Raw genomic sequence first — 25,124 nt, 5'->3', positions numbered from 1 at the left:
GGTGTGAGTACCGGGGCGAGGGGGTCAGGCGGACGCGGCGGGGTTGCGCAGCGGCGAGGAGACCGCGGCCAGTGCCGAGCGCAGCTCCGAGTGGACGACGAACGATTCCAGCAGGCCGGTCGTGCGCATCGTCCGCAGGATCCGGCTGTCGTCGGTCACCACCACGAGCATGCCGGCCCGCTCTCTGATGCGGCGCCGCGCCCGGACCAGGAGGGACATACCGCGGCAGTCCATGAAGGTGACCGGCCGCAGGTCCAGGACCACCCGCGGGTGCGGATTGCGGGTCACGGCGTCGATGCACCGGGCAACCGTGGGGGCGGTCAGCAGATCGATGTCGCCGGACAGCTCCACGACGGTGCTGCCGTCGGCCGTTCCGGTGACCACGGGAAATCGAGACATGGGGTCTCTCCCTCCACCTCGGCGCCCCCGTTCAGCGCCGCTGAGGCCCCACTATTCGCCCGCGGACCCCACGAATCAAGTGGTCGCGGTAACAATGCGGGCAAACCGCGGAAAGCTCGTGTTGCGCACCCTGCCCTCCGGCCGCTGACCTTGGATGCGACGATGACCCGGACATGACTGCCGACCGACCCGTTCCCCGCACCGCGCGAGCCGCCGTGTTCGCCGCGGTCTGCGTGGCGCTCGCGGCCCTGGGGCACGCGGTGATGTCCGGTCGGCCGCTGCCGTGGTGGTCGCTCGCGGCGGGATGGTGCGCCACGCTTGGCGCCGCGTGGGCCCTTGCGGGGCGACGGTGCGGGCCCGCGGGCATCGTCGGGGCGACGCTGGTCACCCAGTACGGCCTGCACTCGCTGTTCCGTCAGGCGTCCGGCCAGGGCATGTCCGACCGCCCCCGCGCCCTGGATCCGGTGGTGATCCTCACCCGCCCGCACGAGGCCTCGGCCGTCCACGAGCTGCATGGCACGAGCGTGCACGAGATGGCCGCGCAGAGCATGGCCGCGCACGGGATGCCCATGGCCCACTCCGGATCCGGATCCGGCATGGTCCTGGCCCACCTGCTGGCCGCGGTGCTGTGCGGGCTGTGGCTGTGGCGCGGTGAGACGGCCGCGTTCCGGCTGTGCCAGGCCCTGCTCGCGGTGGTGTTCGCCCCCGTTCTGCTCCTGCTCCGCCGCGTCGAGGGCGCCAAGCCGCCCCAGCGGCGGCCGGTGCCCCGCAGGCCGTTCCGGGCCCGTGGGGTCCTGCTCGCCCACGCCGTCTCACTGAGGGGTCCTCCGGCGTCGCCGGTTCCGAGCTGACCGCCCCCTGCCGCGTCCTGTCCGTCGGCGGTGGGGCCGCCGACCGTGCCTTCCCGCGCATGCCGTTCAGCGCATGCCTTCACCGCATGCCCTCCACGATGTGAGGACGCGTCTTGACGACCTCTTCGATCACCCATGCCCCGACCGCACAAGCCCCGGCATCCCGAGCCACGCCCCCGCCAGCCCCGAACCCTCTGGCCCCGCCCCCTGTGACCCCGACCTCTCCGGCCCCGAACCGTCCGGCCCCCACCCCTGCGGCCCCGACCGTCCAAGCCCCCAGCACCCGGATCCCGACAGGCTCACTGCTCGGGCTGCTCGGGCTGCTCGGGCTCCTCCGACTGCAGCGCCTTGAGGATGCGCCGGACGACCTCCGGATCGGGCGCCTGCGGGATGTGGTCCCCCGCGGCCCGCTCCTGGGTCTCCTCGCGCAGCCGCTTCGCCCGGCGCTCCCACTCCCGGCACCTGGGGCACTGCGCCAGGTGCTCCTCGAGCGACCGCTCGTCGATCCCCTCCGGCAGCGGTTCGCCGTCGAGGCGGCAGGACAGGGCGGTGCGGTAGTCGGAGCAGTTCACCCTTCGATCGTCGCCGATGCCCCGGCGAGGGTGCCATCCGGGAGGTGCGCCGGATGGACGACGAGCAGGTGACCGCCCTGGCCCTGGCCGCCCGCGACGGCGAGGACGAGGCCGTGGAGAGCCTGGTGAGAGCCACCCACCGCGATGTGTGGCGGTTCGTCGCGCACCTGAGCGATGTGCAGAGCGCCGACGATCTGACACAGGAGACCTTCCTCCGGGCGCTGCGCAGCCTGCCCGGCTTCGCGGCGCGCTCCAGCGCCCGCACCTGGCTGCTGTCCATCGCGCGCCGCACCGTCGTGGACCGCTACCGCTCCGCGGCCGCCCGCCCGCGTACGGCGGATATGGCGGACTGGCAGGAGGCGGCCGAGCGCAGGCAGCCCCGCGACCTGCCCGGCTTCGACGAGGGGGTGGCGCTGGGCGAACTGCTGGACGGGCTCGCCGGGCCCCGCCGCGAGGCCTTCGTCCTCACCCAGTTGCTCGGCCTGCCCTACAAGGAGGCGGCACAGGTGGCGGGGTGCCCCCTGGGGACCATCCGGTCCAGGGTGGCCCGCGCCCGCGAGGACCTCGTCGCGCTGCTGTACGCGGCCGAGCGCGCAGACAGCGGCACCCAATGCGCCGACACGCGGCACAGCGACACGCAGCACGCGGACACCCAGCACGGCGGTGCGCCGGCCGCGCCCGCACGCCTGGCGGCCGCGCGCTGAACTCCGGCCGCCGGACGGGGCTTCCCGGCGGGGCGCCGCGGCCCCCGCCGGGAAGCATCCGGACGGTCGCCACGGCTGCGGCCCCACCTCGTTCCCGGTGTCCTCGAAGTGCTCATGGGCCGACCGGACCGCCATGGCCCCCGCCCCCACCCCCGAGGGGGCGGGGGCGGGTCGGCCCACGCGCCGGGCTCGGCAGCTCCGGGCTCGGCGGCTCCGGGCTCGGCGGCTCCGGGCTCCCTGGGGCCGGAGCGACCCGTCCGAAACGCTGTCCCGCCCGGCCGGACTCTGTGCGTGACCTGCGCGGTATGTGCGTGCGTGACGGGGAGTCGGCGAGTGCCGGGAGTCAGCCCGCCATGATCGCCGCGAGGCGTCGGGCCTCGCGCCCGGCGTTGCGCGCAACGGTGTCCTCGTCCACGGTCGTCAGACGGCCCTCCTCGACCACGGCACGGCCGTTCACGAGCAGGAGGGTCAGCGGGGCCGCGGCTCCCAGGACCAGGGCGGCGACCGGGTCGGCGATCCCGGCGTGGCCGATGCCGTCGAGCTTCCACAGGGCCAGGTCGGCGAGCTTGCCGGGCTCGATGGAGCCGATCTCGTCCTGGCGGCCGAGGACCTGGGCGCCGCCGTAGGTGCCCAGCCGCAGTGCCTGACGGACGCTGAGCGCCTTCTCGCGATGGCCGCCGAGGCGGTTGATCAGCAGGGCGTTGCGCAGCTCGGTGTGGAGTTCACCGGACTCGTTGGAGGCGGTGCCGTCCACCCCGATGCCCACGGGGACCCCCGCCGCCAGCATGTCCGGGACACGGGCGATGCCCGCCGCCAGACGGGCGTTGGAGGAGGGGCAGTGCGCCACCCCGGTGCCGGTGCGGGCGAAGGCGGCGATGTCGGAGTCGTTCATGTGGACGCAGTGCGCCATCCACACGTCGCCGCCGAGCCATCCGGTGCTCTCGAAGTAGTCGGTGGGCCCCATACCGAAGAGCTCCTTGCAGAACTCCTCCTCCTCGATCGTCTCCGAGCCATGGGTGTGCAGGCGCACTCCCTTGCGGCGGGCGAGCACCGCGGCCTCGCGCATGAGCTCCGTGGAGACGGAGAACGGCGAGCACGGGGCGACGCCGATGCGCAGCATCGAGTCGAACGAGGCGTCGTGGTGCTTGTCGACCGCCGCCTCGGTGGCGGTCAGCGCCGCCTCGGTGGTCTCGACGGCGAAGTCCGGCGGCAGGCCGCCCTGGGACTCACCGCGGTCCATGGATCCACGGGTGGCGCTGAACCGCACGCCGATCTCGGCGGCGGCGCGGATCTCCGCACCGAGCAGGTCGCCCGCGCCCCGCGGGAAGACGTAGTGATGGTCCATCGCGGTGGTCACTCCGCCGCGCACCATCATGCCCAGCGACCCCTGCGCGGCCGCGTGGACCATGGGCTCGTCGATCCGCGACCACATGGGGTAGAGCGCAACGAGCCAGTCGAAGAGGTTGGCGTCCTGGGCCAGCCCCCGGGTGATCCACTGGTAGAAGTGGTGGTGGGTGTTGACCAGGCCCGGAGTGACGAGGTGGCCCGTGCCGTCGACGCGCCGCACCACGTTGTCGACGGCCGGGGCGGCGCCGGGGCCGACCGACTCGATGCGGTTGCCCGCGACCACGACGTGGCCCGAGTCGTACTCGGTGTCCTCGGCGTCCACGGTGGCGACGGCGACGTTCTCGACGACGATCCGCTCCGGGGCGCGGTCCCGTGCGACGGGTGCTGCCATGGTTCTTCCTCGGTTCTCTCATTCAAGGGTACGAGCCTCGCGGCCGGTGGACCGGACGGCCGCCGAGCCCGTCGGCGGTGCTGGTTCGCCCCGAGGGGTCAGAGGTTGGTCATGTCCACGGGGATCCTCTGCTGTGCGCCGGCGCGCAGCACGGTGCCCTCGATGAGGCCGTAGGGCCGGTCGGCCGCGTAGTAGACCTCGTTGTCGTTCTTCAGCCCGAAGGGCGTGAGGTCGACCAGGAAGTGATGCTTGTTCGGCAGGGACAGGCGCACCTCGTCGATCTCCGCGCGGTGGTCGATCACCCGTGAGCCCATCTGGTACAGGGTCTGCTGCAACGAGAGGCTGTAGGTCTCGGCGAACGCCTCCAGCAGGTGCTTCCTCGCCTCGCCGTAGGAGCGTTCCCAGTCGGGCTGCCCGTCCTCGCCGCCGGTCCAGTTGTACCGCCACAGGGCGCTGACCTCGGTGGCCAGGATGCGGTCGTACGCCTCCTGGAGGGTCGTGTACTTGTCCTTGACGTAGCCCCAGAACTCCGAGTCGGTGGAGTTGAGGACCGTGAGGTCCTTCAGGCCCGCAAGGACCTCCCAGTCCTCCCCGTCGAACGTGATCTGGGCGATCCGGGTCTCCTGGCCCTTCCTGACGAACGAGTGCTTGGCCTCGTCGGCGCCTTCGGAGTCGGCGCCGGTGGAGTCGGCGCCGTTGGATTCAGTGCCATTGGATTCAGCGCCATTGGATTCGGCGCCGCCGTCGGAGCGGGCGCCGCGGTTCGGCTCGATCCGCTCCCAGGCGTACTCCTCGATCCGGATACGGGCCCGCTCGATCGGCTCCTGGCTGGTGACGAAGTGGCGGGCGAGGGCGATACCGAACCGCTCGGCCGACTCGATGCCGTGCTCCTTGGCGAAGGCGAACACGGTGTTCTTGGTCGTGTCGGTCGGCAGCACCGTGGCATTGCTGCCGGAAGTGTGGACCTCCTCCATGTCACCCGAGAGGGCGACCGAGACACTGAGGTCCTTGATGTGGTGGATACGGCCGTCCCGGACGATCCTGACGACGCGGTTCTCCGCCTTGCCGTACTGGTTCTGGCCCAGGAGTACGGGGCGGGACTGATCGGTCATGTCGCTGCTAGCTCCCTCGGTATACGGAGTAGCCGAACGGGTTGAGCAGCAGCGGTACGTGGTAGTGCTCGCCCGGCTCGACGGTGAAGGCCACCGACACTTCCGGGAAGAAGACCCCACGGTCCCTGTTCTCAGGGGCGCTGTCCCTTGTGCGGGGGGCGTCCTGCTTGCCCTCGGCCTGCTTGCCCTCGGCCTGCTCGTCCTCGGCGTCCTGCGGGAAATGCCCGTGCACGTTCGGGGATCGCCTGTCCTGGCTCAGGAAATACGGCGCGACCTCGAAGCGCAGTCGCACGTCCCTGGTGCCCAGGGGCAGTTCGGGAAGGTCTTTGCATCGGCCGTCCGTGTCGGTCGCGGACGCGGCGAAGCGGTCCCAGGACGTCCCGTCGCCGGAGCGGACGGCGAGCTCCACCGCCACCCCTTCGGCCGGGCGGCCGACGCTGGTGTCGAGGATGTGCGTGGAGACCGAGGTTCCCGCGTGCTCACTCATACCGTTCCTCCCTTCTCGGTCACGAGCCGGTCGAGCCGGATGCGGTTGATCCTTCCCAGCTCGACCCGGACGATCTCCCGTTCGCGCTCGGGGGTGTTGCCCAGGCGCTCCCGCAGGGCGGCGAGCATCTCGTCCCCGGTGCGGCCGGTGGCGCAGATCAGGAAGACATGCCCGAATGTGTCCTGGTACCGGAGGTTCATCTCCAGCAGTTCCTCCCGCTGGGACTCGCGCACTCCGCTCTGCTCTCGCGCGGACGTCGGGTCCCCGGCCTTGGGGCGCCCGATCGGCGGATGCCCGGCCATGGCCTCCTCGAGGCCGGAGTCGGTGAGCGCCGCCGTCGCCCGGTCGCTCGCGGCGAACAGCGCCCCGGTGTCCGCGTAGGGGCGGGCGGACAGGACCGCCTGCCCCCAGGCCCGGGCGGAGCACACCTCGTGGAGCAGCGGCGCGGCCTCCTCCTCGGCGGCGGCGTTGAGCCAGGCGAGCCCGGTCGTCGCGGCGTTCGAAAGGGAGGAAGCTGAGGACACTGGGGCCTCCTGCGGGGGAGCGGTGAAAGGCACGGAGAATCGCCGACGGAGCGTCGCCCGGCCGTCCGGGCGGCGGAACGGGGTGGCCGAACCGGTCGGCCGCCTCGGTGTGCGGCCGCTAAGGAAGCTAGGTCCAACACTCCGCCACGTCAACACTTTGTTGAAGTCCGGCGCGCCGAAAAGCCGCCGCCCGGACCCGCTGGACGACGGCTTCGGCGCTCGGAGCGACCCCTCGTTCACTCAACGGCGCCCACACTACGGGTCATTCCCGGCCTTCCGCCGCGTCCTCGCGGTTCAAGTAGTTGTACACGGTGAACCGGCTGACGCCGAGCGCCGCCGCCACCGTCTCCACCCCATGACGGACGGAGAACGCTCCGCGCTCCTCCAGGATCTTGACCACGGATCGCTTGGTCGCCCGGTCCAGCTCGGCCAGGGGCATCCCGTGCCTGCGCTTCAGATCGGCGAGCAAATGCTCCAAGGAGTCGGACAGGTGCGGCAGCCGTACGGCCACCAGCTCGCGGCCCTCCCAACTGAGCACGACATCGTCGCCGCGGGCGCGGCCGGGCTCGACGAACTCGCCACCCATCGCGTCCACCAGCGGCTTGACCGCCGAAACGAAGGGGTGCTCGGTGCCCTCGGCCGCCGTCACGGGGCGCCCTCCCCACCGCGGGCGCCGCCATCCTCGGCTTCGCCACCCTCGGCGCCGCCGCCCTCGCCGCCCTCGCCGCCCTCGCCGCTCTCGCTGCCCTCGCTGCCCTCGCTGCCCTCGCTGCCCTCGCTGCCCTCGCTGCCCTCGCTGCCCTCGACCACGTTGACCTGGAGGGAGACACGAGTGGCCCCGGCCTCGAGCGTCCGCGTCAGCAATTCGGCGAGGGCGGGCAGCACGGCCTGCGCGGCACCTTCCGCCGTATTGCCGAACGGCCCCACGTCCACGCTGTCGAAGCCCGCCTCGGCGACCACCTCTCGGGCCACTCGGGCATGGTCCGGGATCTCGTCGAAGTCGAACGGCTCGGTCGTGAACTCCACCCTCAATCGCACGCGGCAAAAGTAGCCCTTCCCCACGGCTCGACGAAATGCCCCCATGACACTGCGCCGAGCCCGCCCGCACTCCTCCGGCATACAAAAAACGCATTCCGCATTACGGATCACTACGGAGCATTACGGAAAGCCGGACGGGGACGAGCGGAAGGGGTTCTTCCGGCCATCGACCGCGCGCGCAAGGAACAGGAAAGCCGTCTCCACCTCCCGCCCGTTCCTCGTCGGCCGCCCGGTCCTCGTCGAGACACTCGTCGAGCATGAGGCGGACACTGCGCATGGCCCGTACATGGGGCGCTGTCAGGAAGTTCGAGCCCCCGCCCGGGGCTGAACCGCTCCTTCGATCAGCATCCTGCCAGTACTTCTGTCAGCCCTTCTGATCAGCCCTTCTGATCAGCCTTCCTGATCACCCCTCCTGATCGGCCCTCCTGATCCTTTCTCCCGATCACCCCTTCGGTCCGTCGGCCACGACGTGGACCGGATGGGACCAACTCCGCCCGGCGGCACACCAGTTCAGTCGCGCCCGCAGCGCCGCAGGGCGGCTCATCGCCCCTTCCGTACGGTGACGAGCCATGTCGTGTCCTGGAACCCGTTCCCCCGGCGGGCCCGCTTCGTGGACCATGGGAGACCATGGGAACAGCAGGACAGCCGATGCGATTGTTGCGGGAGGCCCAGCCATGGCGGAGAGCGTTCCGGTGCGCTGCCCGGCATGCCGGCGTGAACACGCGTTCACTCCGGCCACGTTTCCCTGCGCCTGCGGAGCGCCGCTGACGGTCCCACTGCTGCGCGCGGGCATCCCCGTGCAGGTGAGGCACCGCTCCTGGGACGACTCCTGGGTGATACTGCGCTGCGGCGAGTGCGGGCGCTGCGACCAGTGGCCGCAGCCGGAGTTCGGCTGCGCCTGCGGGGCGACGGTCCGCCTCCCCGTGGACACCGGGCGCACCGGCACCGACCAGCCGTCCGGCCGTTCCGGGCCCCGCCGCCAGACGACCGCGGCGGCCTCCCTGCCGCCGCTGCGCCCTCCGTTCCATCCGGTCACCATCCGCACCTCGGCGGACGCGGTCACCGCGGCCGTCCAGTATCTGAAGTGGCTCGGCTTCGCCGAGGTCAGGCCGAGCGAGGACCGCGCCCGCAGCGGGATAGACATACGGGGCAAGGGAGTGGTCGCCCAGGTCGACGGGGACATCAGACCGACGGCGCTCAAGGAGGTCGAGTGCCTGTGGCTGAACAGCCTCAACGAGGACTGCGCCTCGGCCTTCTTCGCGCTGGCCGGCTACTCGCGCGACGCCCGCGTCCGCGCCGACCAGCTGTCCATCCCGCTGTTCGTCCTCGACCTCACGGGCACCCCGCAGGCGGTCAACGAGGCGGCGGAGGTCCTCATCCGCGTGGGCGCGCCAACCGTTCCGTAGCCCGCTCGCGCAGTTCCACCTTGCGCACCTTGCCGCTGACGGTCATCGGGAAGGAATCGACGACCTCGACGTGGCGGGGCACCTTGTAGCGGGCCAGCCTGCCCTCGCAGAACGCCGCGATGTCCTCCACGCCGAGTGTGCCGCCGGGTTCGCGCAGGATCACACAGGCCAGGATCTCCTCCCCGTACTTCTCGTCCGGCACCCCGACCACCTGCACATCGCGGATCGCCGGGTGGGTGTGGAGGAACTCCTCGATCTCACGCGGGTAGATGTTCTCCCCGCCTCTGATGATCATGTCCTTGATGCGGCCGACGATCTGCACACAGCCGTCCTCGCGCATCACGGCGAGGTCCCCGGTGTGCATCCAGCGGGCCGGGTCGACCGCCTCGGCCGTCCGCTCCGGCTCGTCCCAGTAGCCGAGCATCACCGAGTAGCCGCGGGTGCACAGCTCCCCCGCCTCCCCGCGGGGAAGGGTGGTGCCGTCGGCGGGGTCGACCACCTTGACCTCGATGTGGGGAAGCACGCGGCCGACCGTGCCCGTGCGCCGTTCGAGGTCGTCGTCGCGGCGGGTCTGGGTGGAGACGGGCGAGGTCTCGGTCATGCCGTAGCAGATGGACACCTCGGCCATGTTCATCTCGGTGACGACCCGCTTCATCACCTCGACGGGGCAGGGTGAGCCCGCCATGATCCCGGTGCGCAGGCTGGACAGGTCGTACTCGGCGAAGTCGCGCAGCTCGAGTTCGGCGATGAACATGGTGGGGACGCCGTACAGGGAGGTGGCCCGCTCCCGCGCGACCGCGCGCAGCGTCGCCGCGGGGTCGAACGACGGCGCCGGGATGATGACGCAGGCTCCGTGGGTGGTGGCCCCGAGGTTTCCCATGACCATGCCGAAGCAGTGGTAGAACGGGACGGGCAGGCAGATCCGGTCCTGCTCGGTGTACCCGATCGTCTCGCCGACGAAGTAGCCGTTGTTGAGGATGTTGTGGTGCGAGAGCGTCGCGCCCTTGGGGAAGCCCGTGGTGCCGGAGGTGTACTGGATGTTGACCGGGTCGTCGCAGGACAGCCGTGCCTCGCGCTCGGCAAGCCGTCCCGCCGGGACGGCGGCGCCCGCCGCGACCAGCCGGTCCCAGGTGGGGTCGCCGATGTGGACGATCTCCCGAAGGTCCGGGCACGCGCCCCTGACCTGCTCGGCCATACCCCGGTAGTCGCTGGTGCGGTACTCGGTGAAGGAGACGAGGAGGGAGATCCCCGACTGCTTGAGCACGAACTCCAGCTCATGGACTCGGTAGGCGGGGTTGATGTTCACCATGACCGCCCCGATGCGGGCGGTGGCGTACTGGACCAGCACCCATTCCGGGCAGTTGACGGCCCAGATGCCGACGCGGTCGCCCTTCTCCACTCCCTTGGCGAGCAGGCCGAGCGCCACCTCCTCCACGGCCGCGCCGAACTCCGCGTAGGTCCACCGGCGGCCGCTGGGGCAGTCGACCAGGGCCTCGCGCTCGGGGAAGGCGTCGACGGCCCGTTGGAGATTGCCCCCGATGGTGTCGCCGAGCAGCGGCACCTCCCCCACGCCGCTCGCGTAGCTGGGCTCGCTCATTCGACGCCGTCCTCGGTGAACTCGCGGTCCGACCGGCGCTCGATCTCGCGGGCGCGAAGCTCGGTGCGCCGGATCTTCCCCGAGACGGTCTTCGGCAGTTCCGCGAACTCCAGCCGCCTGACCCGCTTGTAGGGCGCCAGGTGATTCCTGGAGTGCTCGAAGATCGAACGGGCCGTCTCCTCGCCCGGCTCCCATCCGGCGGTGAGCACGACGAACGCCTTCGGCACCGCGAGGCGCAGCGGATCGGGCGAGGGCACGACGGCGGCCTCGGCGACGGCGGGGTGTTCCAGCAGGACGCTCTCCAGCTCGAACGGGGAGATCTTGTAGTCGCTCGCCTTGAACACGTCGTCGGCGCGGCCGACATAGGTGATGTAGCCGTCCTCGTCGCGCGAGCCCACGTCTCCCGTGTGGTAGTAACCGCCCGCCATCGCCTCGGCGTTGCGCTCCTCGTCGCCGTGGTAGCCCACCATGAGCCCGAGCGGCCGCTCGCTCAGGTCCAGGCAGATCTCGCCCTCGTCGGCGGCCTCACCGGTGCCGGGGTCGAGGAGTACCACCCGGTATCCGGGGCTCGGCCGCCCCATGGAGCCGGTCTTGAGCGGCTGCCCGGGCGAGTTGGCCACCTGGACGGTTGTCTCGGTCTGCCCGAAGCCGTCGCGGATCGTCACCCCCCAGGCCCGCCGCACATGCTCGATGACCTCGGGGTTGAGCGGCTCGCCCGCGCCAACGGCCTTGGCCGGAGGGGTCTTCAGTGTGCTCATGTCCGCCTGGATCAGCATCCGCCACACGGTGGGCGGGGCGCAGAAGCTCGTCACCCCGCAGCGCTGGATCTCGGTGAGGAGGCGGGCGGGGTCGAAGCGCGAGTAGTTGTGGATGAAGACCGTCGCCTCGGCGTTCCAGGGGGCGAACAGATTGCTCCACGCGTGCTTCGCCCAGCCCGGCGAGGAGATATTGAGGTGCACATCGCCGGGCTCGAGGCCGATCCAGTACATGGTGGACAGGTGGCCCACCGGGTACGAGGCGTGGGTGTGCTCGACCAGCTTGGGCTGGGCCGTGGTGCCCGAGGTGAAGTACAGCAGCAGGGTGTCGTCCGCCCGGGTCGGCCCGTCCGGGGCGAAGTCCGGTGGGTCGGCGTACGCGTCCGCGTACCGCAGCCACCCCGGCACCGGGTCCCCGATCGCGATACGCGTGTACTCCCCCGGCACCCCGTCGAACTTGCCCGTGTCGGCCGAGCCGGTGACCACATGGGCGACCTGCCCCCGCTCCACCCGGTCGATCAGGTCGTCCGTGCCGAGGAGGGTCGTCGCGGGGATGACCACCGCCCGCAGCTTCATGGCGGCGAGCATCGTCTCCCACAGCTCGACCTGGTTGCCGAGCATGAGGAGGATGCGGTCCCCGGCCCCCACGCCCTGCTCGCGCAGCCAGTTCGCCACCCGGGAGGATCGGCGGGACATCTCGCGGAAGGAGTAGCGGTCCTCGGACCCGTCCTCCTCGACGATCCACAGCGCGGGACGCTCATTGCCCTCGGCGATGGCGTCGAACCAGTCCAGCGCCCAGTTGAACTCGTCCAGCCGCGGCCATCGGAAGTCGCGGTACGCCGTGCCGTAGTCTCCCCGGTGCCGCAGCAGGAAGTCCCGGGCCTCGCGGAAGCCCTCGACTCCGGCACTGCTGTCCGCCATGTGTTTCCTCCTCGTGACCACGCGCTACATTGCATCGTCCAGTGAGACCCGGATCACTCACTACCCCCGAACGAGGGTGAGGAGGCACGAGCCATGACCGAGGAAGCGGTGGAGATACGTGCCGCCCTGCTCGCCCTGCGCCGCACGAGCGGGCTGCCGGTGGCCTTCGGGGGGACGGTGACCGGACAGGAGTCGCTGCGCATCCGCGAGTTGACCGGCAATGCCACCGAATCCCTGCGTGGTCTGTCCGTGGTCTCCGGCAATGGCCTGGGCGGCAAGGCGGTCGCGCTGGCTCGGCCGTTCGCGGTAGTGGACTACCGCTCCGCGCGGACGATCAGCCACGAGTACGACGGCGCGGTGACGGCGGAGGGGCTGTGCTCGGTGGTGGCGGTCCCCGTGGTCGTGGGGCGCACTGTGAGGGCGGTGCTCTACGGGGCCCTGCGCCAGCCCTTGCCGCTGGGCGATCGGACGATCTCCGCGGTGGTCGCGGCGGCCCGCGGGTTGGAGCAGAGCCTGGCGGTCCGCTACGAGACGGAGCGCCTGCTCACCCGCCTGGACGCTCCGGCGGCGCAGCCGGCGTGGGAGGAGGTCCGGCAGGTCCACAGCGAGCTGCGCGCGCTGGCCGGCGAGATCGAGGACGCGCGGCTGCGGGCCCGGCTGCACGGCGTCTGCTCCCGGCTGGCCTCGGCGTCGGCCACCCCCGGCGACCACCCCGTCCTCTCCGGCCGTCCGGGGCTCTCGCCCCGCGAGACGGACGTCCTCGCCCTGGTCGCGACGGGCTGCACCAACACGGACGCGGCCGAGCGTCTGGGCCTGCGCATGGAGACGGTCAAGAGCTATCTGCGCTCCGCCATGCGCAAACTGGGCACCCACACCCGCCTCGAGGCAGTGGTGACCGCCCGCCGAGCAGGCCTCCTGCCGTAGGGGCCCCGGCTCCGCCCGGGAGCCCGGTGGCCCGGGCAGGGCGCAGCGGTCGTCCATCCGGAGGCCTTCCCGGTCCGCCCCGCGCGCTCACCCGGTCAGCGCCGTCTGAATGCAGGGCGACAGCCCGTCCACCACCTGGTCGGCGGACATCGAGGAGACGCCCGGAAGGCGGATCAGGTAGCGCCCGAGGGCCAGCCCGAGGAGCTGGCAGGAGACCAGTGACGCCCGTTCGGCCCCCTCCTCGCCCAGGACCGCCATCAGGGCCGGGCGGACCTGGTCGCGGAAGATCTCACGGGTGCGCTCGGCGGCCTTCTCATTGGTGACGGCCGAGCGCAGCAGAACCAGGAACGCGTCGTCGTCGGGCACGCCCTCCCAGGCCGTGAAGAAGTGCTCGACGATGGCGCGGCCCAGTTCCTCCCTGGGCACGCCGGACAGGTCCGGCAGCCGCAGGTCTATGTCGGCGGCGGCGCTGAACAGCTGTTCCTTGCTGCCGAAGTACCGCATCACCATCGACGGGTCGATGGCGGCGTCGGCCGCTATAGCCCGGATGGTCGCCCGTTCGTAGCCCTCGGCGGTGAAGCGCTTGCGGGCCGCCGCCAGGATCGCGGCCCGGGTCCGGTCGGAGCGCCGTGGAGTGGATGTCGTCCCTGCCATGCCAACGATCGTAGGCCAACACGTGTTGACCGGCCAGACACGGGGGTATACGTTCAGCGACAGCCGGTAGGCCAACAAGCGTTGGCAAAGAGTCCAGGAGAGGACCAGTCACATGGGTGCGCTGCCGAACGAGACCGATGTCGTGATCGTGGGCGCGGGTCCGGTGGGCCTCACGGCGGCAGGCATGCTCGCCGCCGGCGGGGTGGACTTCGTGCTCCTCGACGCCCAGGCACAGGGCGCCAACACCTCGCGTGCGGCCGTCGTGCACGCCCGGACCCTCGAGGCGCTGGAAGCGCTGAAGGTCAGTGAGTTCCTTCAGGCCCGCGGTATCGAGCTGTCCGACTTCACGGTCCACGACCGCGGCCGCTCACTGATGCACATCTCGTTCAAGGGGCTGCCCACCGCCTACCAGTACGCGCTGATGATCCCGCAGAACGAGACCGAGGCGGTCCTGACCGAGCGGCTCGAGGAGCTCGGGGGCAGCGTCCACCGCCCCTACAAGGTCACCGGGCTCACACAGGACAGCCAGGGCGTCACCGTGACCGCCACCGGCGAGGACGGAACCGAGCACACGGTCCGCGCCCGCTACGCGATCGGCGCCGACGGCATGCACAGCACCGTGCGGGACAAGGTCCGCATCGGCTTCGCCGGGGCGCCCTACGCCGAGTCGTTCGTGCTGGCCGACGTGCGGATGCACTGGCCCCGGGAGCAGTCGGTCGAGTTGCTGCTCGCCCCCGAGGGCGTCACCGTGATCGCTCCCCTGCCCCACGGCCGGTACCGCGTCGTGGCCACCGTGCGCGACGCGCCCGAGCAGCCGGGCCCGGCCGATGTGCAGGCGCTGCTGGACGAGCGGGGGCCGGGCAAGGACGCCAAGGTCACCGAGGTGCTGTGGAGCTCCCGCTTCCATGTGCACCACCGCCTCGCTGACCGCTACCGCGCCGGGCGGGTGATGCTCGCGGGCGACGCCGCCCATGTGCACAGCCCCGCGGGCGGCCAGGGCATGAACATCGGCATCCAGGACGCGGTGGAGCTCGGCCGGGCGCTGGCCGCCGTCGTGCACGGGGAGCCGGAGACCCTGCTGGACCGGTACGAGGCGACCCGCCGGCCGATCGCCAAGCAGGTGGTCGCGTTCACCGACCGGATGACGAAGATGGCCACGATGCGCAACCCCGTCCAGCGCGCCGCGCGCAACGCGGCGCTGGCGGCGATCGGACGGGTCCCCGCCGTCCGCCGCAATGTCGCCATGCGGCTGGCCGAGCTGGAGACGTGACCACCACCCGCCGGGCTCGTCGTCCGGACCGCTGGGGCCCGCGGCCCTACCGGCGCGGGCGCGAGTTGCGCGGGTGCTCAGCGGCCGTGCGCTCGTTGCCCCGCCGGTAGTTGCCCGTCCAGCGGGCCATCACCAGCTGGGGTTCGCCCGCACGCACCTCGGCCAGGAACCGGGCCGCGCGCCCGCCCCGCAGGACGGTCGCCACGCTGCCGTGGTGGAGGATGACGACGGATCCGTCGCCGCGTTCTCGGTGGTCGAAGCCGGTGGGAGGGGGCACCGCCCGATTCTCACCGGCCCCGGCCACGGCGGCAATCGGATTAGCCCAGTTCTCTCAGCAGCTGCTTGGCCGCCTCCATGCCGGAGCTGAACGCCGCCTCGTGCGAGCCGATCTGGTCGAAGTACTGCTGCTTGGAATGGAAGTAGGAACCGCACAGCTTGACCCGGGTGCCCTCGTTGACCTGGTAGATGGTGGCCTGGAGGTTGCGCAGGTTCATGTCGATCACCGGGTGGGAGTAGCTCATCTCCCTGATGACCGCCTCCTCGCGCACCGCCAGCGGGTAGTCCAGGGTGACGAAGTAGTCCTTCTCCGCGGTGAATCCGTGCAGCCGGTTCATGTAGTAGGCCACGTAGGGGCGCACCTGCCCGTCGACCGTCACCTTGCCGTAGTTCCAGCTCTCCCACCGCTGCCGGGTGGGCGGCATCACGGTCGGGTCGGTGTGCAGGATGGCGGTGGAGGCGTTGTAGCGGATGTTGCCGAGGGTGGCCCGCTGGACGTCGGTCGGGTTGTCCAGGAGGGCGCGCGCCTGGTCGCCGTGGGCGGCGACGACCGCGTAGTCGAAGTGCTCGCTGCCGCCCGCCGTGGCGACGGTGACCCCGTCCTCCTCCTGGCGCACTCCGGTGACCGCCTCGCCGAGGCGCAGCTTGGGGTTGATCGCGGCGATGGCCTTGCGCACGTAGCTGATCGAGCCTCCGCGCACCGTGCGCCAGTCCACCCGCCGGCCGCCGAGGCCGCCCTCGTCGTGGGCCATGAAGAACGCGATGACGGTGGTGGCGGGCATCTCCCAGATCAGCTCCGCCGGCACCGACCACACGGCGGTGGCCAGCAGGACGACGTACGAGTGGCGGAACTCCTGGCTGTAGCCGCCCCGGTCGAGGTACTCCCCCAGCGGCATGTCGGTCCGCTTGCGGAAGAAGTCGCGGCGGCCCTCCTCGTGGAAGCGGCGGGCCTCGCGCCAGACCGTCCGGAACCGCTCGGAGTAGCGCGTGGCCACGTCGGCCTCGCCGAGGTTCATCTCGGCGCTGCCGTACTCCGTCCCGGTGTCGAGGTCGAAGAAGTTGAACCCGCCGAGGTGCTCGACGGCCTCGACATCGAGCTCGTCGAAGAACCGGGTCATGTTGGGGTAGCTGGGCCGGTTGAAGACAACGAACGCGGTGTCGATGCCGAGCGTCCGCCCGTTCTCCTCGACCTCGATGGTGTTGGCGTGGCCGCCCGGCCTGCCGTCCTGCTCGAACATGGTGATCTCGGCGTGCTCGCGCAGGGCGTAGGCGGCGGAGATACCGGCGACTCCGGCGCCGACGACGGCGACCCGGGGCCTGTGGGTGGAGGAGTTCGCGGTCATGGTGTCTTCCTTAAGGGGCTCGATGTCGGGAAGTCGGTACGGGGCACTCGGCGCACTCGAGGTCGGGAGGTGGGGGCGGTGCGGCCGGGGTCAGCCCGTCAGGGGGACGCGGTGCAGCGAGCCGGGGCGGGCGCCCTTGACGGCGATGGCCAGAACATGTCCGGGGCTGGGGTAGAAAAGGTCGAACAGCCAGCGGTCGCGGTCCGCCGCGCCGTGGTCGGGGTCGTCGACGCGGATACTTCCGGCGGCGGGGTCGGAGAAGGTGAATCCGCTCAGTCCCCGGGTCATACCGACACCGAGGGCCTTGAGGTACGCCTCCTTCAGCACCCAGTAGGCCGCCACCTTCGCGGCGCGCACCCCGGGCGGGGCCGCGTCCAGGGTGGCCTGCTCGGCCTCGGCGAGATGACGGGGCACGTGCCGCAGCGCCTGCGGGCCCGCGGGGGTCCGCTCCACGTCGACACCGCACGCCCGGTCCTCGTCGGTCACCACGCAGGCGATGAGGCCGTCGGTGTGCGAGAGGTTGAACCGGACGCTGTGGCCGGTCGGTTCGGGCTCCGGACGCCCGAACTCGTCCTCGTAGAAGCGCCAGGAGTCCATCGGCAGTCCGGTGCGGGCGCTGAGCGCGTAGCGGCACAGGGCCCGCCCGCCCAGGAAGCGCCTGCGGCCGCCCTCGGTGCGCATACGGTCCAGACGCTCCCGTTCGGCGGGCCTCAAGAGGCCGACGCCTTCGACGCGGCTGACGAAACGCGCCACCGCGCTCTCCGGCAGCAGCCACAGGTCGGTGTCCGCCCGCCCGGGGTCCGCCGCGGGGCGCGGGCGGGCGGGGACGATCGACCGTGTCTCCACGAGCGGAACACGATTGTGCAGTAGGGTCGCGGTCGCCACGTCGGTTCCGGCCATCATGTCGGTCCTAGACATCAGCGCCCGCACCCTGGGAGGGGACGATGCTGAAGCTGCCTTGGGCCAAGGGCCCGGCGCCCGCACCGCGCACGGCCGACGGGGAGGTGTACGTGATGATCTCCAAGCTGGAGCTGCGTTCGTTCCGCCATGTACTGCCCTTCCTGATGGCCTCGACGGCCATCAGGCGCCAGGCGGTGGGTTCGGCCGGCGGGGTCGGGCACGCACTGGCGGTCGAGCCGACCAAGAAGGTCTTCTGGACCCAGTCGGCCTGGGTCGACCGCAAGGCGCTGATGGAGTTCAACTCCGCCTCCCCGCACAAGCAGATCGTCGAGAAGTACCGCCCGCACATGGCGGGTTCGGTGTTCTCGTTCTTCAACACCACTGTCTCCACGGGGCTGGACTGGCCCGAGGTGCACAGCCGGCTGGCACAGGAGGCCGCCCAGCGGGGCGAGGGCTGACGGTCTCGGGCCATGGCGCGCTACTCCTTGCCGCTGAGCGAGGGGACGATGTGCAGGCCGCGGGTGGCCTCGGCCTCGGAACCGGCCGCCGCCTCGAGGGTCCGGCCCGACGGGGTGCCTCCATCGGCGTTGGTGCCGTCGGCGTGAGCGCTGTGGGCGGTGGAGCCGTCGGCGTGAGTGCTGTCGGCGTGAGCGCTGTCGGCGGTGCCGGTGCCGTCGGCCACGAGCGTCAGTGACGCGGTCCGCTCCACCGTGGCCGACTCACCCGGCGCCGCCTCCTCCCCGTCCTCGGTGAGCGGACGGCGCTTGGGCACGAAGACCGCCAGCAGCGCTCCGACCGCCACGACAGCGACGCCGACCCACACGGCCGGGGTGAGTCCGTCGGTGAAGGTCTGCGGCGTGGTGTAGCCGCCGTGGTGGGCGAAGACCGCGCCGAGGACGGAGATGCCGAGCGCTCCGCCGATCTCACGCACCGTGCTGTTGGCGCCCGAGGCCTTGCCGTGCTCGGACGGGCGGACGGCGCCCAGGACCACGTTGGCACTGGGGGCGAAGACCAGGCCCATGCCGGTTCCGGCGAGGACGAACGGGGCCAGCATCGAGCTGTACGACGTGCCCGGGTCGAGGATGAGGGCGAGCCAGCCGAGCCCGGTCGCCTGGAGCACCAGGCCCGCGGCCATGAGCGGCCCACCGCCGACCCTCGGGGTGAGGATGCCTGCCACGGGGGCCACGAAGGCCGGCATCAGCGTCCAGGGCAGGGTGCGCAGCCCCGCCTCCAACGCGCTGTAGCCCTGGGCGATCTGGAGGAACTGCGAGAGCAGGAAGATCGACCCGAAGACTCCGAAGTACATGGCCATCGAGAGCAGGTTGGTCAGGGAGAACGCGGGGTTGCGGTAGAAGCGCAGCGGCAGCATCGGGGTCTTCGCGCGGCGCTCCCAGACGACGAAGGCGATCAGCAGGACGGCGCCGAGGGTGATGGTGGTCAGGGTCTCGGTGGAGGACCAGCCCTGCGTCTCGGCCCTGACGATGCCCCAGACGAGGGAGAAGACACCGCCGCCGGCCAGCAGCAGGCCGAACAGGTCGAGTCCGCGGTCGCTGCCCTTGCTCTCCCCGATGGTGCGGTAGGCGAACGGGATGGCCAGCAGTCCGATCGGGATGTTCAGCCAGAAGATCGACTGCCAGTCCAGACCGTCGGTGACCGCGCCTCCGACGACCGGGCCGACCGAGACAGCGGCGCCGCTGATGGCGCCCCAGACTCCCACCGCCAGGGCCCTTCTGCCTGGTCCCGCGGCCGCGGCCAGCAGGGTGAGCGACAGCGGCATGACCATCGCGCCGCCCGCCCCCTGGAGCGCCCGGGCGAAGATCAGCATCCCCGAGCTGGTGGAGAGCCCCGCGAGCAGGGAGGAGGCGGTGAACAGGGAGATGCCCGCGACGAAGACCCTGCGGCGCCCGTAGCGGTCGCCCAGCGCCGCGCCGGTCAGCAGCAGCGTGGCGAAGGACAGGACGTAGGCGCTGACGAACCACTGAAGGTCCTGGAGCGAGGCGTTGAGGTCCGTGCGGATGGCGGGCAGGGCGGTGGTCACCACGAGGTTGTCCAGGACCACCATGAACATCGGGACTGAGGTGGCGACGATGGTGCGCCACAGGGGAGGCGATGAGCGCATGGTCAAGCTCCAGATACTCCGGGGCGGACGTGGTCAGCTGCGGGCGGCGGCGAGGTCGCCGCGCTCCGCCAGGGGGAACTGCCAGTACGAGAAGAGGCGGTTGCCTCGGTGCAGGTGGCGCAGGACCCGCATGACCTCGTCGACGACGGCGGCGTCGGTGACGGACTCGTGCGGGCGCAGATGACGGCGGACACGCTCGAGCTGGAGCAGGAGCAGGGCCCCGCTGGGCAGCGGGTCCTCCAGCGCGCCGTGGGAGTGGACGTGGGTGTGCACGCAGGCCGCGGCCGCGTGGAGGAAGCAGTACTGCTTGGCCAGGTCGAACAGCTCGGCCGACTGGCCGTAGTCCCGGCCGAGTTCGGCCTTCAAAGCCGTGGCCCGCTCCCGCAGCCTCGGTGCGTGGCCGAGGAGTTCGGCGGCGACGTCCGCGGCGCGTGAGAGCCAGTCGCGCTCGTCGCCCTTGGCCTGCTCGGCGAGTTCGCGCAGCTGCCGCAGGGAGCCGGGGGCGGCCAGCAGCGCGTCGTCGAGGCCGCGGCTGAACAGCTCCTGGGCCCACGGCCGGTACATGGGCAGTTCGCGGTCGATTCCGTAGAGGGTGGCGGCCCGCTCGTCCGCGGCCGCCCTCGCCGCGTCGTCGGCCTCGGCGGAGGCGGTCAGCAGGCCGTCGAGCTGGAGGGCGATGTTCTTGAGGTTCACCACCGTGTTGCCGTCGGCGAAGTTCGCCACCAGCTGGTCGCGCAGCATCTTCTGGTGGATGCCGTAGTGGGCGTGCCCGCGCAGATAGAAACGGGCTCCCAGGACCGTGTTGAGCTGGGACATCGTTCGCTCGAGCAGCGTGGGGACGAAGTACTTCACCACCGAGGACCACACACTGGTCTGCTCCGGCACCACCTGGAGGCTGCGCACCGCGCCGATGCTGACCGCGTCGGCGAGCATCAGGTCGGCGAAGCACTCGACGAGCTGTCGGCGCGAGTAGGCGATGTCACTGACCGCCTTGCCGAAGATCTCCCTGCCCTCGGTGAAGTCCAGGGTGACCCGCAGGGAGGTGTCGACGGCGGACAGCGCGATGCCGCCGATCAGGGCGCGTGCCGTCTGGGAGGTCTGGAGGGCGATCTCCAGACCCTGGCCCTCCGCTCCCAGGAGCGCGGAGTCCGGAACGAAGACCCGGTCGAGGCGGAAGCCGCTCATGTCCAGGGCACGCAGCCCGTGCAGACGTTCGTTGGGGAGCTCGTCGACCGAGCCGGCGGGGGTCTTCCGCTTCTCCAACAGGAAGATCGAGTAACCGGCGGGGCCGCCCTTGGCGTTGGTGCGGGCGAAGACACTGACCCCGTCGGCGACGGTGCCGTTGCCGATCAGCCATTTCTCACCGGTCAGCAGATAGCCGCCGTCGACCTTCTGCGCCGTCAGCTCATTGCTGAGCAGGTCGCTGCCGTGATGCCGCTCGGACAGCCCCCAGGCGTACCGGGTTCCCCGCTTGATCGCGTCGACCAGGTACGTCTTCTGCTCGTCGGTGCCGGCGATCCAGGCGGGCATGAAGCTGAGGTTGCTGATGATCAGCGCGGTGGCGGAGGTGGGGTCGCGCCTGGCGATCAGCCGCATCAGGTTGAATCCGACCTCGACGTCCCCCGCTTTGCCGCCCTGGGCCATGGGGATGGAGTACTCGTGCACACCCCAGCGCCGAAGGAGGTTGACGAAGGGGTAGGGGTACTCCTCGCGCTCGTCGTGTTCGAGGATCTTCCGGTACGGCATCCGGCTGGCGGGGTCGTGCGGATCACCGAGATGGCGTTCGAGCCGCTCGGCCAGCTCCGTCAGATGTGCTTTCGGCACGGGAGGGGCTCCTGTCAGGTTCCGGGATTGCGGGCCGGGGAGTCGGCGTCGAAGTCGGCGTCGAGGTCGGCGTGGCGGGCCAGTCGGACGGGGACGGCGCTGAAGAGGCGGTCCGTGCCGTGCAGATCGGTGATGACGTCCAGGGCGGGCAGCAGCATCGCTGCCTGCCGGCGCGGGTCGGTCCCGTCCGCCTTGGCCAGCAGGTAGGCCAGGGCGGCGCCGAGCCATTCGGGGGAGCCGGGCGCGGTGCCGTACAGCGCCGGGTGGCGCTCGGCCCAGCCGACCAGGGACAGATGCCGGTTGGCCCACCACAGGTGCAGGCAGCAGGCGGCGGCGTGGAGGAACGCGAACCGCTCGGCGAGGTCGACCAGTTCGCAGGGGTCGCCGCCGGAGCGGGCCCGCTCGATATCACCGGACAGGCGGGAGACGTCGTCGCCCAGCCGGTCCACGAGCGCGGCGGTCTCGCTCGCTCCGCCGTCGGACAGCGACCTGCGGGCGAAGGTGACCAGGCGGCCCAGACCCGCCGTGACCGGGTCGTGGCCGCGGGCGTTCAGGTCGAGCGCGGCCGGGTCGTAGGCGGGCAGTTCGGCGTCGAGCGCGAAGACCGTGCGCAGTGTGCCGTCCTGCCCTCCCCTGCCGTGCTGCCACTCCTCGCCGCCGGCGTGGGCGGCCGCCGCGACGGCGGGCAACTGGCCCGCGAACGAGCGGAGGTTGGCCACCGTGCTGGTGTCCACCACCCGCACCAGTGCGGCGTCGCGCTGGAGCTTTTGGAACAGCCCCGCGCCGGGACCGCCCGTGCGCAGGACGGAACGGGTCGCCAGGACCGTGGCGCAGCGGCCGATCACGTCCTCGGCGGCCTCGGCCACCACGTGCTTGGCGGCGCAGCCCCACACGCTGAACGTCTCCGGGACGACATGCAGCCCCCGTGCCGCGGCCATGGCCACGGCGTCGGCGGCGATGAGCGCCGCGGAGGCCACCGCGAGGTCCCGCCGGGGGTGGGGGGCCTCGGTGAGCGGGGTGCGGCCGACACGGCGGCCGGTGGCGAAGTCGAGCGTGAGCCGCAGCGCGGTGTCGGCGCAGCCCAGGCTGCCGGCGGTGCTCATCACACGCACCACCTGCTGGGCCTTGACGGCGGCCTCCAGCGCCTCGCCCTCCCGGCCGACGAGGGCGTCGGCCGGGACGGGGAAGTCATTGAAGTCCAGGTCGGCGAAGTCGATGCCGCGCATCCCGCCGGTGCGCACGTCGGGGCCGCGCTCGAGGTGTTTGTCGGCGGCGCCGCCGAGATCGAGCAGGACCGCGGAGAAGGCGGCCGGACCGCGTTGCCCGGTCCTGGCGACCAGGTAGGCCGCCTCGCACCGCTGCCCGAGGCCGACCATCCACTTGCGGCCGGTCAGCCGCCATCCGTCGCTGTCGGGATCCCGATCCAGCCGGGCGGTGTTGGCGAGCAGGTCGCTGCCGTGGTCGGCCTCCGAGAGCGCGAAGGCCACGGCCCCGCCGCGCCGCAGGATCCCGGCGGCGCGGCGCTGCTGTTCGGGCGAGCCGTGCAGCATCAGGCAGGTGGCGGCGGTGATGCCGAACATCGTGCCGGGCATGACGTTCAGGTCGCGGCGGGCCGCGGTGCGCACCAGGACGAGGCTGTGGGCGAACGAGCGGAAGGTGCCGCCGAGTTCGGCGGGCAGGTAGTTGAGGTGGAAGCCGGTGCCGCGCAGGGCGTGGACCAGCTCGGTCGGGAACCGGTCGTGCTCGTCGCGGGCGACGGCCGCGGCGAACCCGAACGGGCTGTCGGGGTCACGGGGGTCACCGAGGAGCCGCTCCAACTCCTCGGCACGGGCCCCCACCCACTCCGCCCCGGTGCCCGACGCACCGCAGACGGGGGTCTCGGTGATGGTCATGTTGCACCTCTCCCGTTCGCTTCTCCGCCCACTCGGCGAAAACCCGGCCACACACTCGACCGACGACGAGCAGCCTCACGCGCGCCGCTCACCGCACCTCTCCCGTTCGCTTCTCCGCCCACTCGGCGAAAACCCGGCCACACACTCGACCGACGACGAGCAGCCTCACGCGCGCCGCTCACGCCGCACCTCCCAGCGAGGCCGCCGCCGTCTCCAGCGGCACGGGGCGGTAGTCGGCCGCCGAGACCGGGAGTTGGACGCCTGCCGTGCGCAGCTGGGCGAGGCGGGTGTGGAAGGCGGCGCCGCGCATGAGGTGCTCGGCGACGTCGGCGACCCGGCGGTTGCCCGGCGGCTTCAGGTAGCTGGCGGTCACCCAGTCGTTGAAGCTCCCCATCGCCGGGCCGCACCAGACCTGGTAGTCCAGCGTCCGGTCGGCGTCGCCGACGGTGGACCACCGCGAGGACATCCCCAGGTACCAGCGGAAGACCAGCGCCATCCGCCGCTTGGGGCTGCCCTTGGCGCGCTCGAGCTGCTCGGGGTCGCGCCGCTCGAAGTAGCCGACGCACTCCTGCCAGACGTCCTCCAGCGGACGGCGGAAGATCTGCGTCTCCAGCCGGATCCGCTCCGCCTGCGGCAGCGCCTCCAGGCCCTCGTAGGTCTGGTAGAGCTCGTAGAGGCGCTTGGCGCGCATCGGGAACAGGGTGCCTTTCTTGAGCACCTGGAGCTCCACGCCCATCTCGAACATGTCCGCCGCCGGGGCCATGTCGCAGTCGGCGATGCCGGCGTCGGCCAGCATCGCCTTGGTGGCCTTGGAGGCACCCGACTCCACGCACGACTGGTTGACCGAGCCGGTGACGACGTAGGCGGCGCCCATGGCGAACGCCGCGGCCACCGCCGTCGGGGTGCCGAGTCCTCCGGCCGCCCCGACCCGGATCAGCGTCGGGTAGTGGTGCTCGCGCTGGACCGTGTCACGCAGCCGCAGGATCGTCGGCAGCAGGGCGGGCAGCGGACGCCGGTCGGTGTGGCCGCCGGAGTCGGCCTCCACGGTGATGTCGTCGGCCATCGGCACGTACTTGGCCAGCTCCGCCTGCTCGGCGGTGATCAGGCCCTGGGCGAGCAGGGAGCTGACCAGCGAGGCGGAGGCGGGGCGCATGAACCGCTCCGCCGTCTCGGACCGGGAGACCTTCGCGATCACGCGGTTGCCCGCGACGACGCGGCCGTCCGCGTCCCGGCGCAGCCCGGCGACCCGGTAGCGCACGATGTGCGGGGTCAGGCCCAGGAACGCCGACGCCTCCACGCAGGGGACGCGGTGGCGCAGGAACAGCTCGACCGCCTCGCGTTCCAGGCGCTCCTCGCTGGGGCTGTGGATCAGGTTGACGGCGTAGGGAAGGCCGGGGATCGCGGTGGCGAAGCGGTTGAGCGCCTTCTCGATCGACTCCGGCAGGAGCCCCGCCGCGCCGAACGAGGCCAGCAGGCCCTCCTTGGCCAGGGCGACGACCATGTCGGCCGAGGCGATTCCGCCCGCCATCGCGCCGGCCATGTAGGGCAGGCGCACTCCGTGGGCGGCGAGGAACGCCTTCGAGCCGAGTCGGCGGGGCGACAGCGGGGGGACCGCGGCCAGCAGGGGCAGGCCGTCCCCCGCGCTCGCCGTACGACCGCCCGCCACGGCGCCGATCCCCTGCGGGGTGCGGACGATGAAGCCGGGCCGGTCGAGGTCGACGAGGGCTGCGTAGATCCCGGCCGGGTCGGTGCTCGGATACTGCTCTCCGCGCCACCTCAGTGGCGTCGCTTGGTTGTCCATCCGGGTGTCCATGGGTG

The 25,124-nt window shown here is 71.6% G+C and carries 23 protein-coding genes and 1 pseudogene; 6 read left to right on the top strand and 18 right to left on the bottom strand.

Annotated features, from left to right (window positions below; all coding sequences use genetic code 11):
- Nucleotides 1-24 precede the first annotated feature (24 nt).
- A complete protein-coding gene (locus tag IEY86_RS21210; protein WP_189133369.1) occupies nt 25-399 on the bottom strand; it encodes an STAS domain-containing protein in 375 nt (124 codons plus the stop codon).
- Nucleotides 400-572: 173 nt separating this feature from the next.
- Between IEY86_RS21210 and IEY86_RS21205 the strand changes: the two genes are divergently transcribed.
- Nucleotides 573-1,250, top strand: coding sequence for a hypothetical protein (locus IEY86_RS21205; RefSeq protein WP_189133368.1), 678 nt, complete (start codon nt 573-575; stop codon nt 1,248-1,250).
- A gap of 299 nt (nt 1,251-1,549) precedes the next feature.
- Here IEY86_RS21205 and IEY86_RS21200 read toward each other — a convergent pair whose 3' ends face one another.
- Nucleotides 1,550-1,822 carry a zf-HC2 domain-containing protein gene (locus IEY86_RS21200; RefSeq protein WP_189133367.1) on the bottom strand — a complete coding sequence of 91 codons (273 nt, stop codon included), beginning with the start codon at nt 1,820-1,822 and terminating at the stop codon, nt 1,550-1,552.
- Between the two features lie 53 nt (nt 1,823-1,875).
- Between IEY86_RS21200 and IEY86_RS21195 the strand changes: the two genes are divergently transcribed.
- On the top strand, nt 1,876-2,526 hold the full coding sequence (locus IEY86_RS21195) for a sigma-70 family RNA polymerase sigma factor (RefSeq protein ID WP_189133366.1): 651 nt from the start codon (nt 1,876-1,878) through the stop codon (nt 2,524-2,526).
- Nucleotides 2,527-2,869: 343 nt separating this feature from the next.
- Here the strand turns inward: IEY86_RS21195 and IEY86_RS21190 are convergent, their stop codons facing one another.
- From IEY86_RS21190 to IEY86_RS21165, 6 genes and pseudogenes are all read right to left on the bottom strand, one after another.
- Nucleotides 2,870-4,264: an 8-oxoguanine deaminase gene (locus tag IEY86_RS21190; RefSeq protein WP_189133365.1), complete on the bottom strand. Its 1,395-nt coding sequence runs from the start codon at nt 4,262-4,264 to the stop codon at nt 2,870-2,872.
- A gap of 98 nt (nt 4,265-4,362) precedes the next feature.
- A complete protein-coding gene (gene pucL, locus IEY86_RS21185; RefSeq protein ID WP_189133364.1) occupies nt 4,363-5,376 on the bottom strand; it encodes a factor-independent urate hydroxylase in 1,014 nt (337 codons plus the stop codon).
- Between the two features lie 7 nt (nt 5,377-5,383).
- The gene (locus IEY86_RS21180; RefSeq protein ID WP_189133363.1) at nt 5,384-5,863 is read right to left on the bottom strand and encodes a hydroxyisourate hydrolase; all 480 of its coding nucleotides are present in this window, start codon (nt 5,861-5,863) and stop codon (nt 5,384-5,386) included.
- Nucleotides 5,860-6,387: a 2-oxo-4-hydroxy-4-carboxy-5-ureidoimidazoline decarboxylase gene (gene uraD, locus IEY86_RS21175; protein WP_189133362.1), complete on the bottom strand. Its 528-nt coding sequence runs from the start codon at nt 6,385-6,387 to the stop codon at nt 5,860-5,862. Before uraD ends, IEY86_RS21180 begins: the two co-directional genes overlap by 4 nt.
- Before the next feature lie 262 nt (nt 6,388-6,649).
- On the bottom strand, nt 6,650-6,973 hold the full coding sequence (locus IEY86_RS21170; protein ID WP_189133421.1) for a helix-turn-helix domain-containing protein: 324 nt from the start codon (nt 6,971-6,973) through the stop codon (nt 6,650-6,652).
- A gap of 212 nt (nt 6,974-7,185) precedes the next feature.
- Nucleotides 7,186-7,425, bottom strand: a pseudogene (locus IEY86_RS21165) (hypothetical protein); the annotation flags it as partial.
- 674 nt (nt 7,426-8,099) lie between these two features.
- Between IEY86_RS21165 and IEY86_RS21160 the strand changes: the two are divergent.
- On the top strand, nt 8,100-8,831 hold the full coding sequence (locus IEY86_RS21160; protein ID WP_189133361.1) for a hypothetical protein: 732 nt from the start codon (nt 8,100-8,102) through the stop codon (nt 8,829-8,831).
- On the opposite strand, the gene IEY86_RS21155 is transcribed toward IEY86_RS21160, so the two are convergent.
- Complete coding sequence (locus IEY86_RS21155) at nt 8,800-10,428, bottom strand: AMP-binding protein (protein WP_189133360.1); 1,629 nt, start codon at nt 10,426-10,428, stop codon at nt 8,800-8,802. The genes IEY86_RS21160 and IEY86_RS21155 overlap by 32 nt on opposite strands.
- On the bottom strand, nt 10,425-12,104 hold the full coding sequence (locus IEY86_RS21150) for an AMP-binding protein (protein ID WP_189133359.1): 1,680 nt from the start codon (nt 12,102-12,104) through the stop codon (nt 10,425-10,427). Before IEY86_RS21150 ends, IEY86_RS21155 begins: the two co-directional genes overlap by 4 nt.
- Nucleotides 12,105-12,197: 93 nt before the next feature.
- Here IEY86_RS21150 and IEY86_RS21145 point away from each other — a divergent pair, with 93 nt between their 5' ends.
- Entirely contained in the window at nt 12,198-13,028 is an 831-nt protein-coding gene (locus tag IEY86_RS21145; RefSeq protein ID WP_189133358.1) for a helix-turn-helix transcriptional regulator, read from the top strand.
- A gap of 87 nt (nt 13,029-13,115) precedes the next feature.
- Here IEY86_RS21145 and IEY86_RS21140 read toward each other — a convergent pair whose 3' ends face one another.
- The gene (locus IEY86_RS21140) at nt 13,116-13,682 is read right to left on the bottom strand and encodes a TetR/AcrR family transcriptional regulator (protein WP_189133357.1); all 567 of its coding nucleotides are present in this window, start codon (nt 13,680-13,682) and stop codon (nt 13,116-13,118) included.
- 112 nt (nt 13,683-13,794) lie between these two features.
- Between IEY86_RS21140 and IEY86_RS21135 the strand changes: the two genes are divergently transcribed.
- Complete coding sequence (locus IEY86_RS21135; RefSeq protein WP_189133356.1) at nt 13,795-14,952, top strand: FAD-dependent monooxygenase; 1,158 nt, start codon at nt 13,795-13,797, stop codon at nt 14,950-14,952.
- 46 nt (nt 14,953-14,998) lie between these two features.
- On the opposite strand, the gene IEY86_RS21130 is transcribed toward IEY86_RS21135, so the two are convergent.
- The 3 genes from IEY86_RS21130 to IEY86_RS21120 all read right to left on the bottom strand — a co-directional run bounded on the left by IEY86_RS21130 (nt 14,999) and on the right by IEY86_RS21120 (nt 17,489).
- The gene (locus IEY86_RS21130; RefSeq protein WP_189133355.1) at nt 14,999-15,229 is read right to left on the bottom strand and encodes a hypothetical protein; all 231 of its coding nucleotides are present in this window, start codon (nt 15,227-15,229) and stop codon (nt 14,999-15,001) included.
- Between the two features lie 40 nt (nt 15,230-15,269).
- Nucleotides 15,270-16,571: an NAD(P)/FAD-dependent oxidoreductase gene (locus IEY86_RS21125; protein WP_189133354.1), complete on the bottom strand. Its 1,302-nt coding sequence runs from the start codon at nt 16,569-16,571 to the stop codon at nt 15,270-15,272.
- Between the two features lie 90 nt (nt 16,572-16,661).
- Complete coding sequence (locus IEY86_RS21120; protein ID WP_229698633.1) at nt 16,662-17,489, bottom strand: 4'-phosphopantetheinyl transferase family protein; 828 nt, start codon at nt 17,487-17,489, stop codon at nt 16,662-16,664.
- 26 nt (nt 17,490-17,515) lie between these two features.
- Here IEY86_RS21120 and IEY86_RS21115 point away from each other — a divergent pair, with 26 nt between their 5' ends.
- Nucleotides 17,516-17,929 carry a hypothetical protein gene (locus tag IEY86_RS21115; protein WP_189133353.1) on the top strand — a complete coding sequence of 138 codons (414 nt, stop codon included), beginning with the start codon at nt 17,516-17,518 and terminating at the stop codon, nt 17,927-17,929.
- 20 nt (nt 17,930-17,949) lie between these two features.
- Here the strand turns inward: IEY86_RS21115 and IEY86_RS21110 are convergent, their stop codons facing one another.
- The 4 genes from IEY86_RS21110 to IEY86_RS21095 all read right to left on the bottom strand — a co-directional run bounded on the left by IEY86_RS21110 (nt 17,950) and on the right by IEY86_RS21095 (nt 25,107).
- Nucleotides 17,950-19,590 (bottom strand): MFS transporter, encoded by a 1,641-nt coding sequence (locus IEY86_RS21110; protein ID WP_189133352.1) that lies wholly within the window; start codon nt 19,588-19,590, stop codon nt 17,950-17,952.
- Between the two features lie 33 nt (nt 19,591-19,623).
- Complete coding sequence (locus IEY86_RS21105; protein ID WP_189133351.1) at nt 19,624-21,414, bottom strand: acyl-CoA dehydrogenase family protein; 1,791 nt, start codon at nt 21,412-21,414, stop codon at nt 19,624-19,626.
- 14 nt (nt 21,415-21,428) lie between these two features.
- Nucleotides 21,429-23,306 carry an acyl-CoA dehydrogenase family protein gene (locus IEY86_RS21100; protein WP_189133350.1) on the bottom strand — a complete coding sequence of 626 codons (1,878 nt, stop codon included), beginning with the start codon at nt 23,304-23,306 and terminating at the stop codon, nt 21,429-21,431.
- Between the two features lie 178 nt (nt 23,307-23,484).
- The gene (locus IEY86_RS21095) at nt 23,485-25,107 is read right to left on the bottom strand and encodes a PfaD family polyunsaturated fatty acid/polyketide biosynthesis protein (protein WP_229698632.1); all 1,623 of its coding nucleotides are present in this window, start codon (nt 25,105-25,107) and stop codon (nt 23,485-23,487) included.
- Between the last annotated feature and the right edge of the window lie 17 nt (nt 25,108-25,124).

This window comes from Wenjunlia tyrosinilytica, assembly GCF_014646055.1.
Taxonomy (GTDB): domain Bacteria; phylum Actinomycetota; class Actinomycetes; order Streptomycetales; family Streptomycetaceae; genus Wenjunlia; species Wenjunlia tyrosinilytica.
The sequence above is the reverse complement of the archived record's forward strand: the minus strand, read 5'-3'. Positions and strand labels throughout refer to the sequence as shown.

Excerpts from the sequence above, each read along its gene's own strand:
- IEY86_RS21195 (WP_189133366.1), top strand. The coding sequence starts at position 1,876 with ATGGACGACGAGCAGGTGACCGCCCTGGCCCTGGCCGCCCGCGACGGC.
- IEY86_RS21155 (WP_189133360.1), bottom strand. The coding sequence starts at position 10,428 with ATGAGCGAGCCCAGCTACGCGAGCGGCGTGGGGGAGGTGCCGCTGCTC.
- IEY86_RS21160 (WP_189133361.1), top strand. The coding sequence starts at position 8,100 with ATGGCGGAGAGCGTTCCGGTGCGCTGCCCGGCATGCCGGCGTGAACAC.
- IEY86_RS21125 (WP_189133354.1), bottom strand. The coding sequence starts at position 16,571 with ATGACCGCGAACTCCTCCACCCACAGGCCCCGGGTCGCCGTCGTCGGC.
- IEY86_RS21170 (WP_189133421.1), bottom strand. The coding sequence starts at position 6,973 with ATGGGTGGCGAGTTCGTCGAGCCCGGCCGCGCCCGCGGCGACGATGTC.
- pucL (WP_189133364.1), bottom strand. The coding sequence starts at position 5,376 with ATGACCGATCAGTCCCGCCCCGTACTCCTGGGCCAGAACCAGTACGGC.
- IEY86_RS21145 (WP_189133358.1), top strand. The coding sequence starts at position 12,198 with ATGACCGAGGAAGCGGTGGAGATACGTGCCGCCCTGCTCGCCCTGCGC.
- IEY86_RS21110 (WP_189133352.1), bottom strand. The coding sequence starts at position 19,590 with ATGCGCTCATCGCCTCCCCTGTGGCGCACCATCGTCGCCACCTCAGTC.
- IEY86_RS21140 (WP_189133357.1), bottom strand. The coding sequence starts at position 13,682 with ATGGCAGGGACGACATCCACTCCACGGCGCTCCGACCGGACCCGGGCC.
- IEY86_RS21095 (WP_229698632.1), bottom strand. The coding sequence starts at position 25,107 with ATGGACAACCAAGCGACGCCACTGAGGTGGCGCGGAGAGCAGTATCCG.
- IEY86_RS21100 (WP_189133350.1), bottom strand. The coding sequence starts at position 23,306 with ATGACCATCACCGAGACCCCCGTCTGCGGTGCGTCGGGCACCGGGGCG.
- IEY86_RS21135 (WP_189133356.1), top strand. The coding sequence starts at position 13,795 with ATGGGTGCGCTGCCGAACGAGACCGATGTCGTGATCGTGGGCGCGGGT.
- IEY86_RS21120 (WP_229698633.1), bottom strand. The coding sequence starts at position 17,489 with ATGTCTAGGACCGACATGATGGCCGGAACCGACGTGGCGACCGCGACC.
- IEY86_RS21190 (WP_189133365.1), bottom strand. The coding sequence starts at position 4,264 with ATGGCAGCACCCGTCGCACGGGACCGCGCCCCGGAGCGGATCGTCGTC.
- IEY86_RS21180 (WP_189133363.1), bottom strand. The coding sequence starts at position 5,863 with ATGAGTGAGCACGCGGGAACCTCGGTCTCCACGCACATCCTCGACACC.
- IEY86_RS21150 (WP_189133359.1), bottom strand. The coding sequence starts at position 12,104 with ATGGCGGACAGCAGTGCCGGAGTCGAGGGCTTCCGCGAGGCCCGGGAC.
- IEY86_RS21210 (WP_189133369.1), bottom strand. The coding sequence starts at position 399 with ATGTCTCGATTTCCCGTGGTCACCGGAACGGCCGACGGCAGCACCGTC.
- IEY86_RS21205 (WP_189133368.1), top strand. The coding sequence starts at position 573 with ATGACTGCCGACCGACCCGTTCCCCGCACCGCGCGAGCCGCCGTGTTC.
- IEY86_RS21115 (WP_189133353.1), top strand. The coding sequence starts at position 17,516 with ATGCTGAAGCTGCCTTGGGCCAAGGGCCCGGCGCCCGCACCGCGCACG.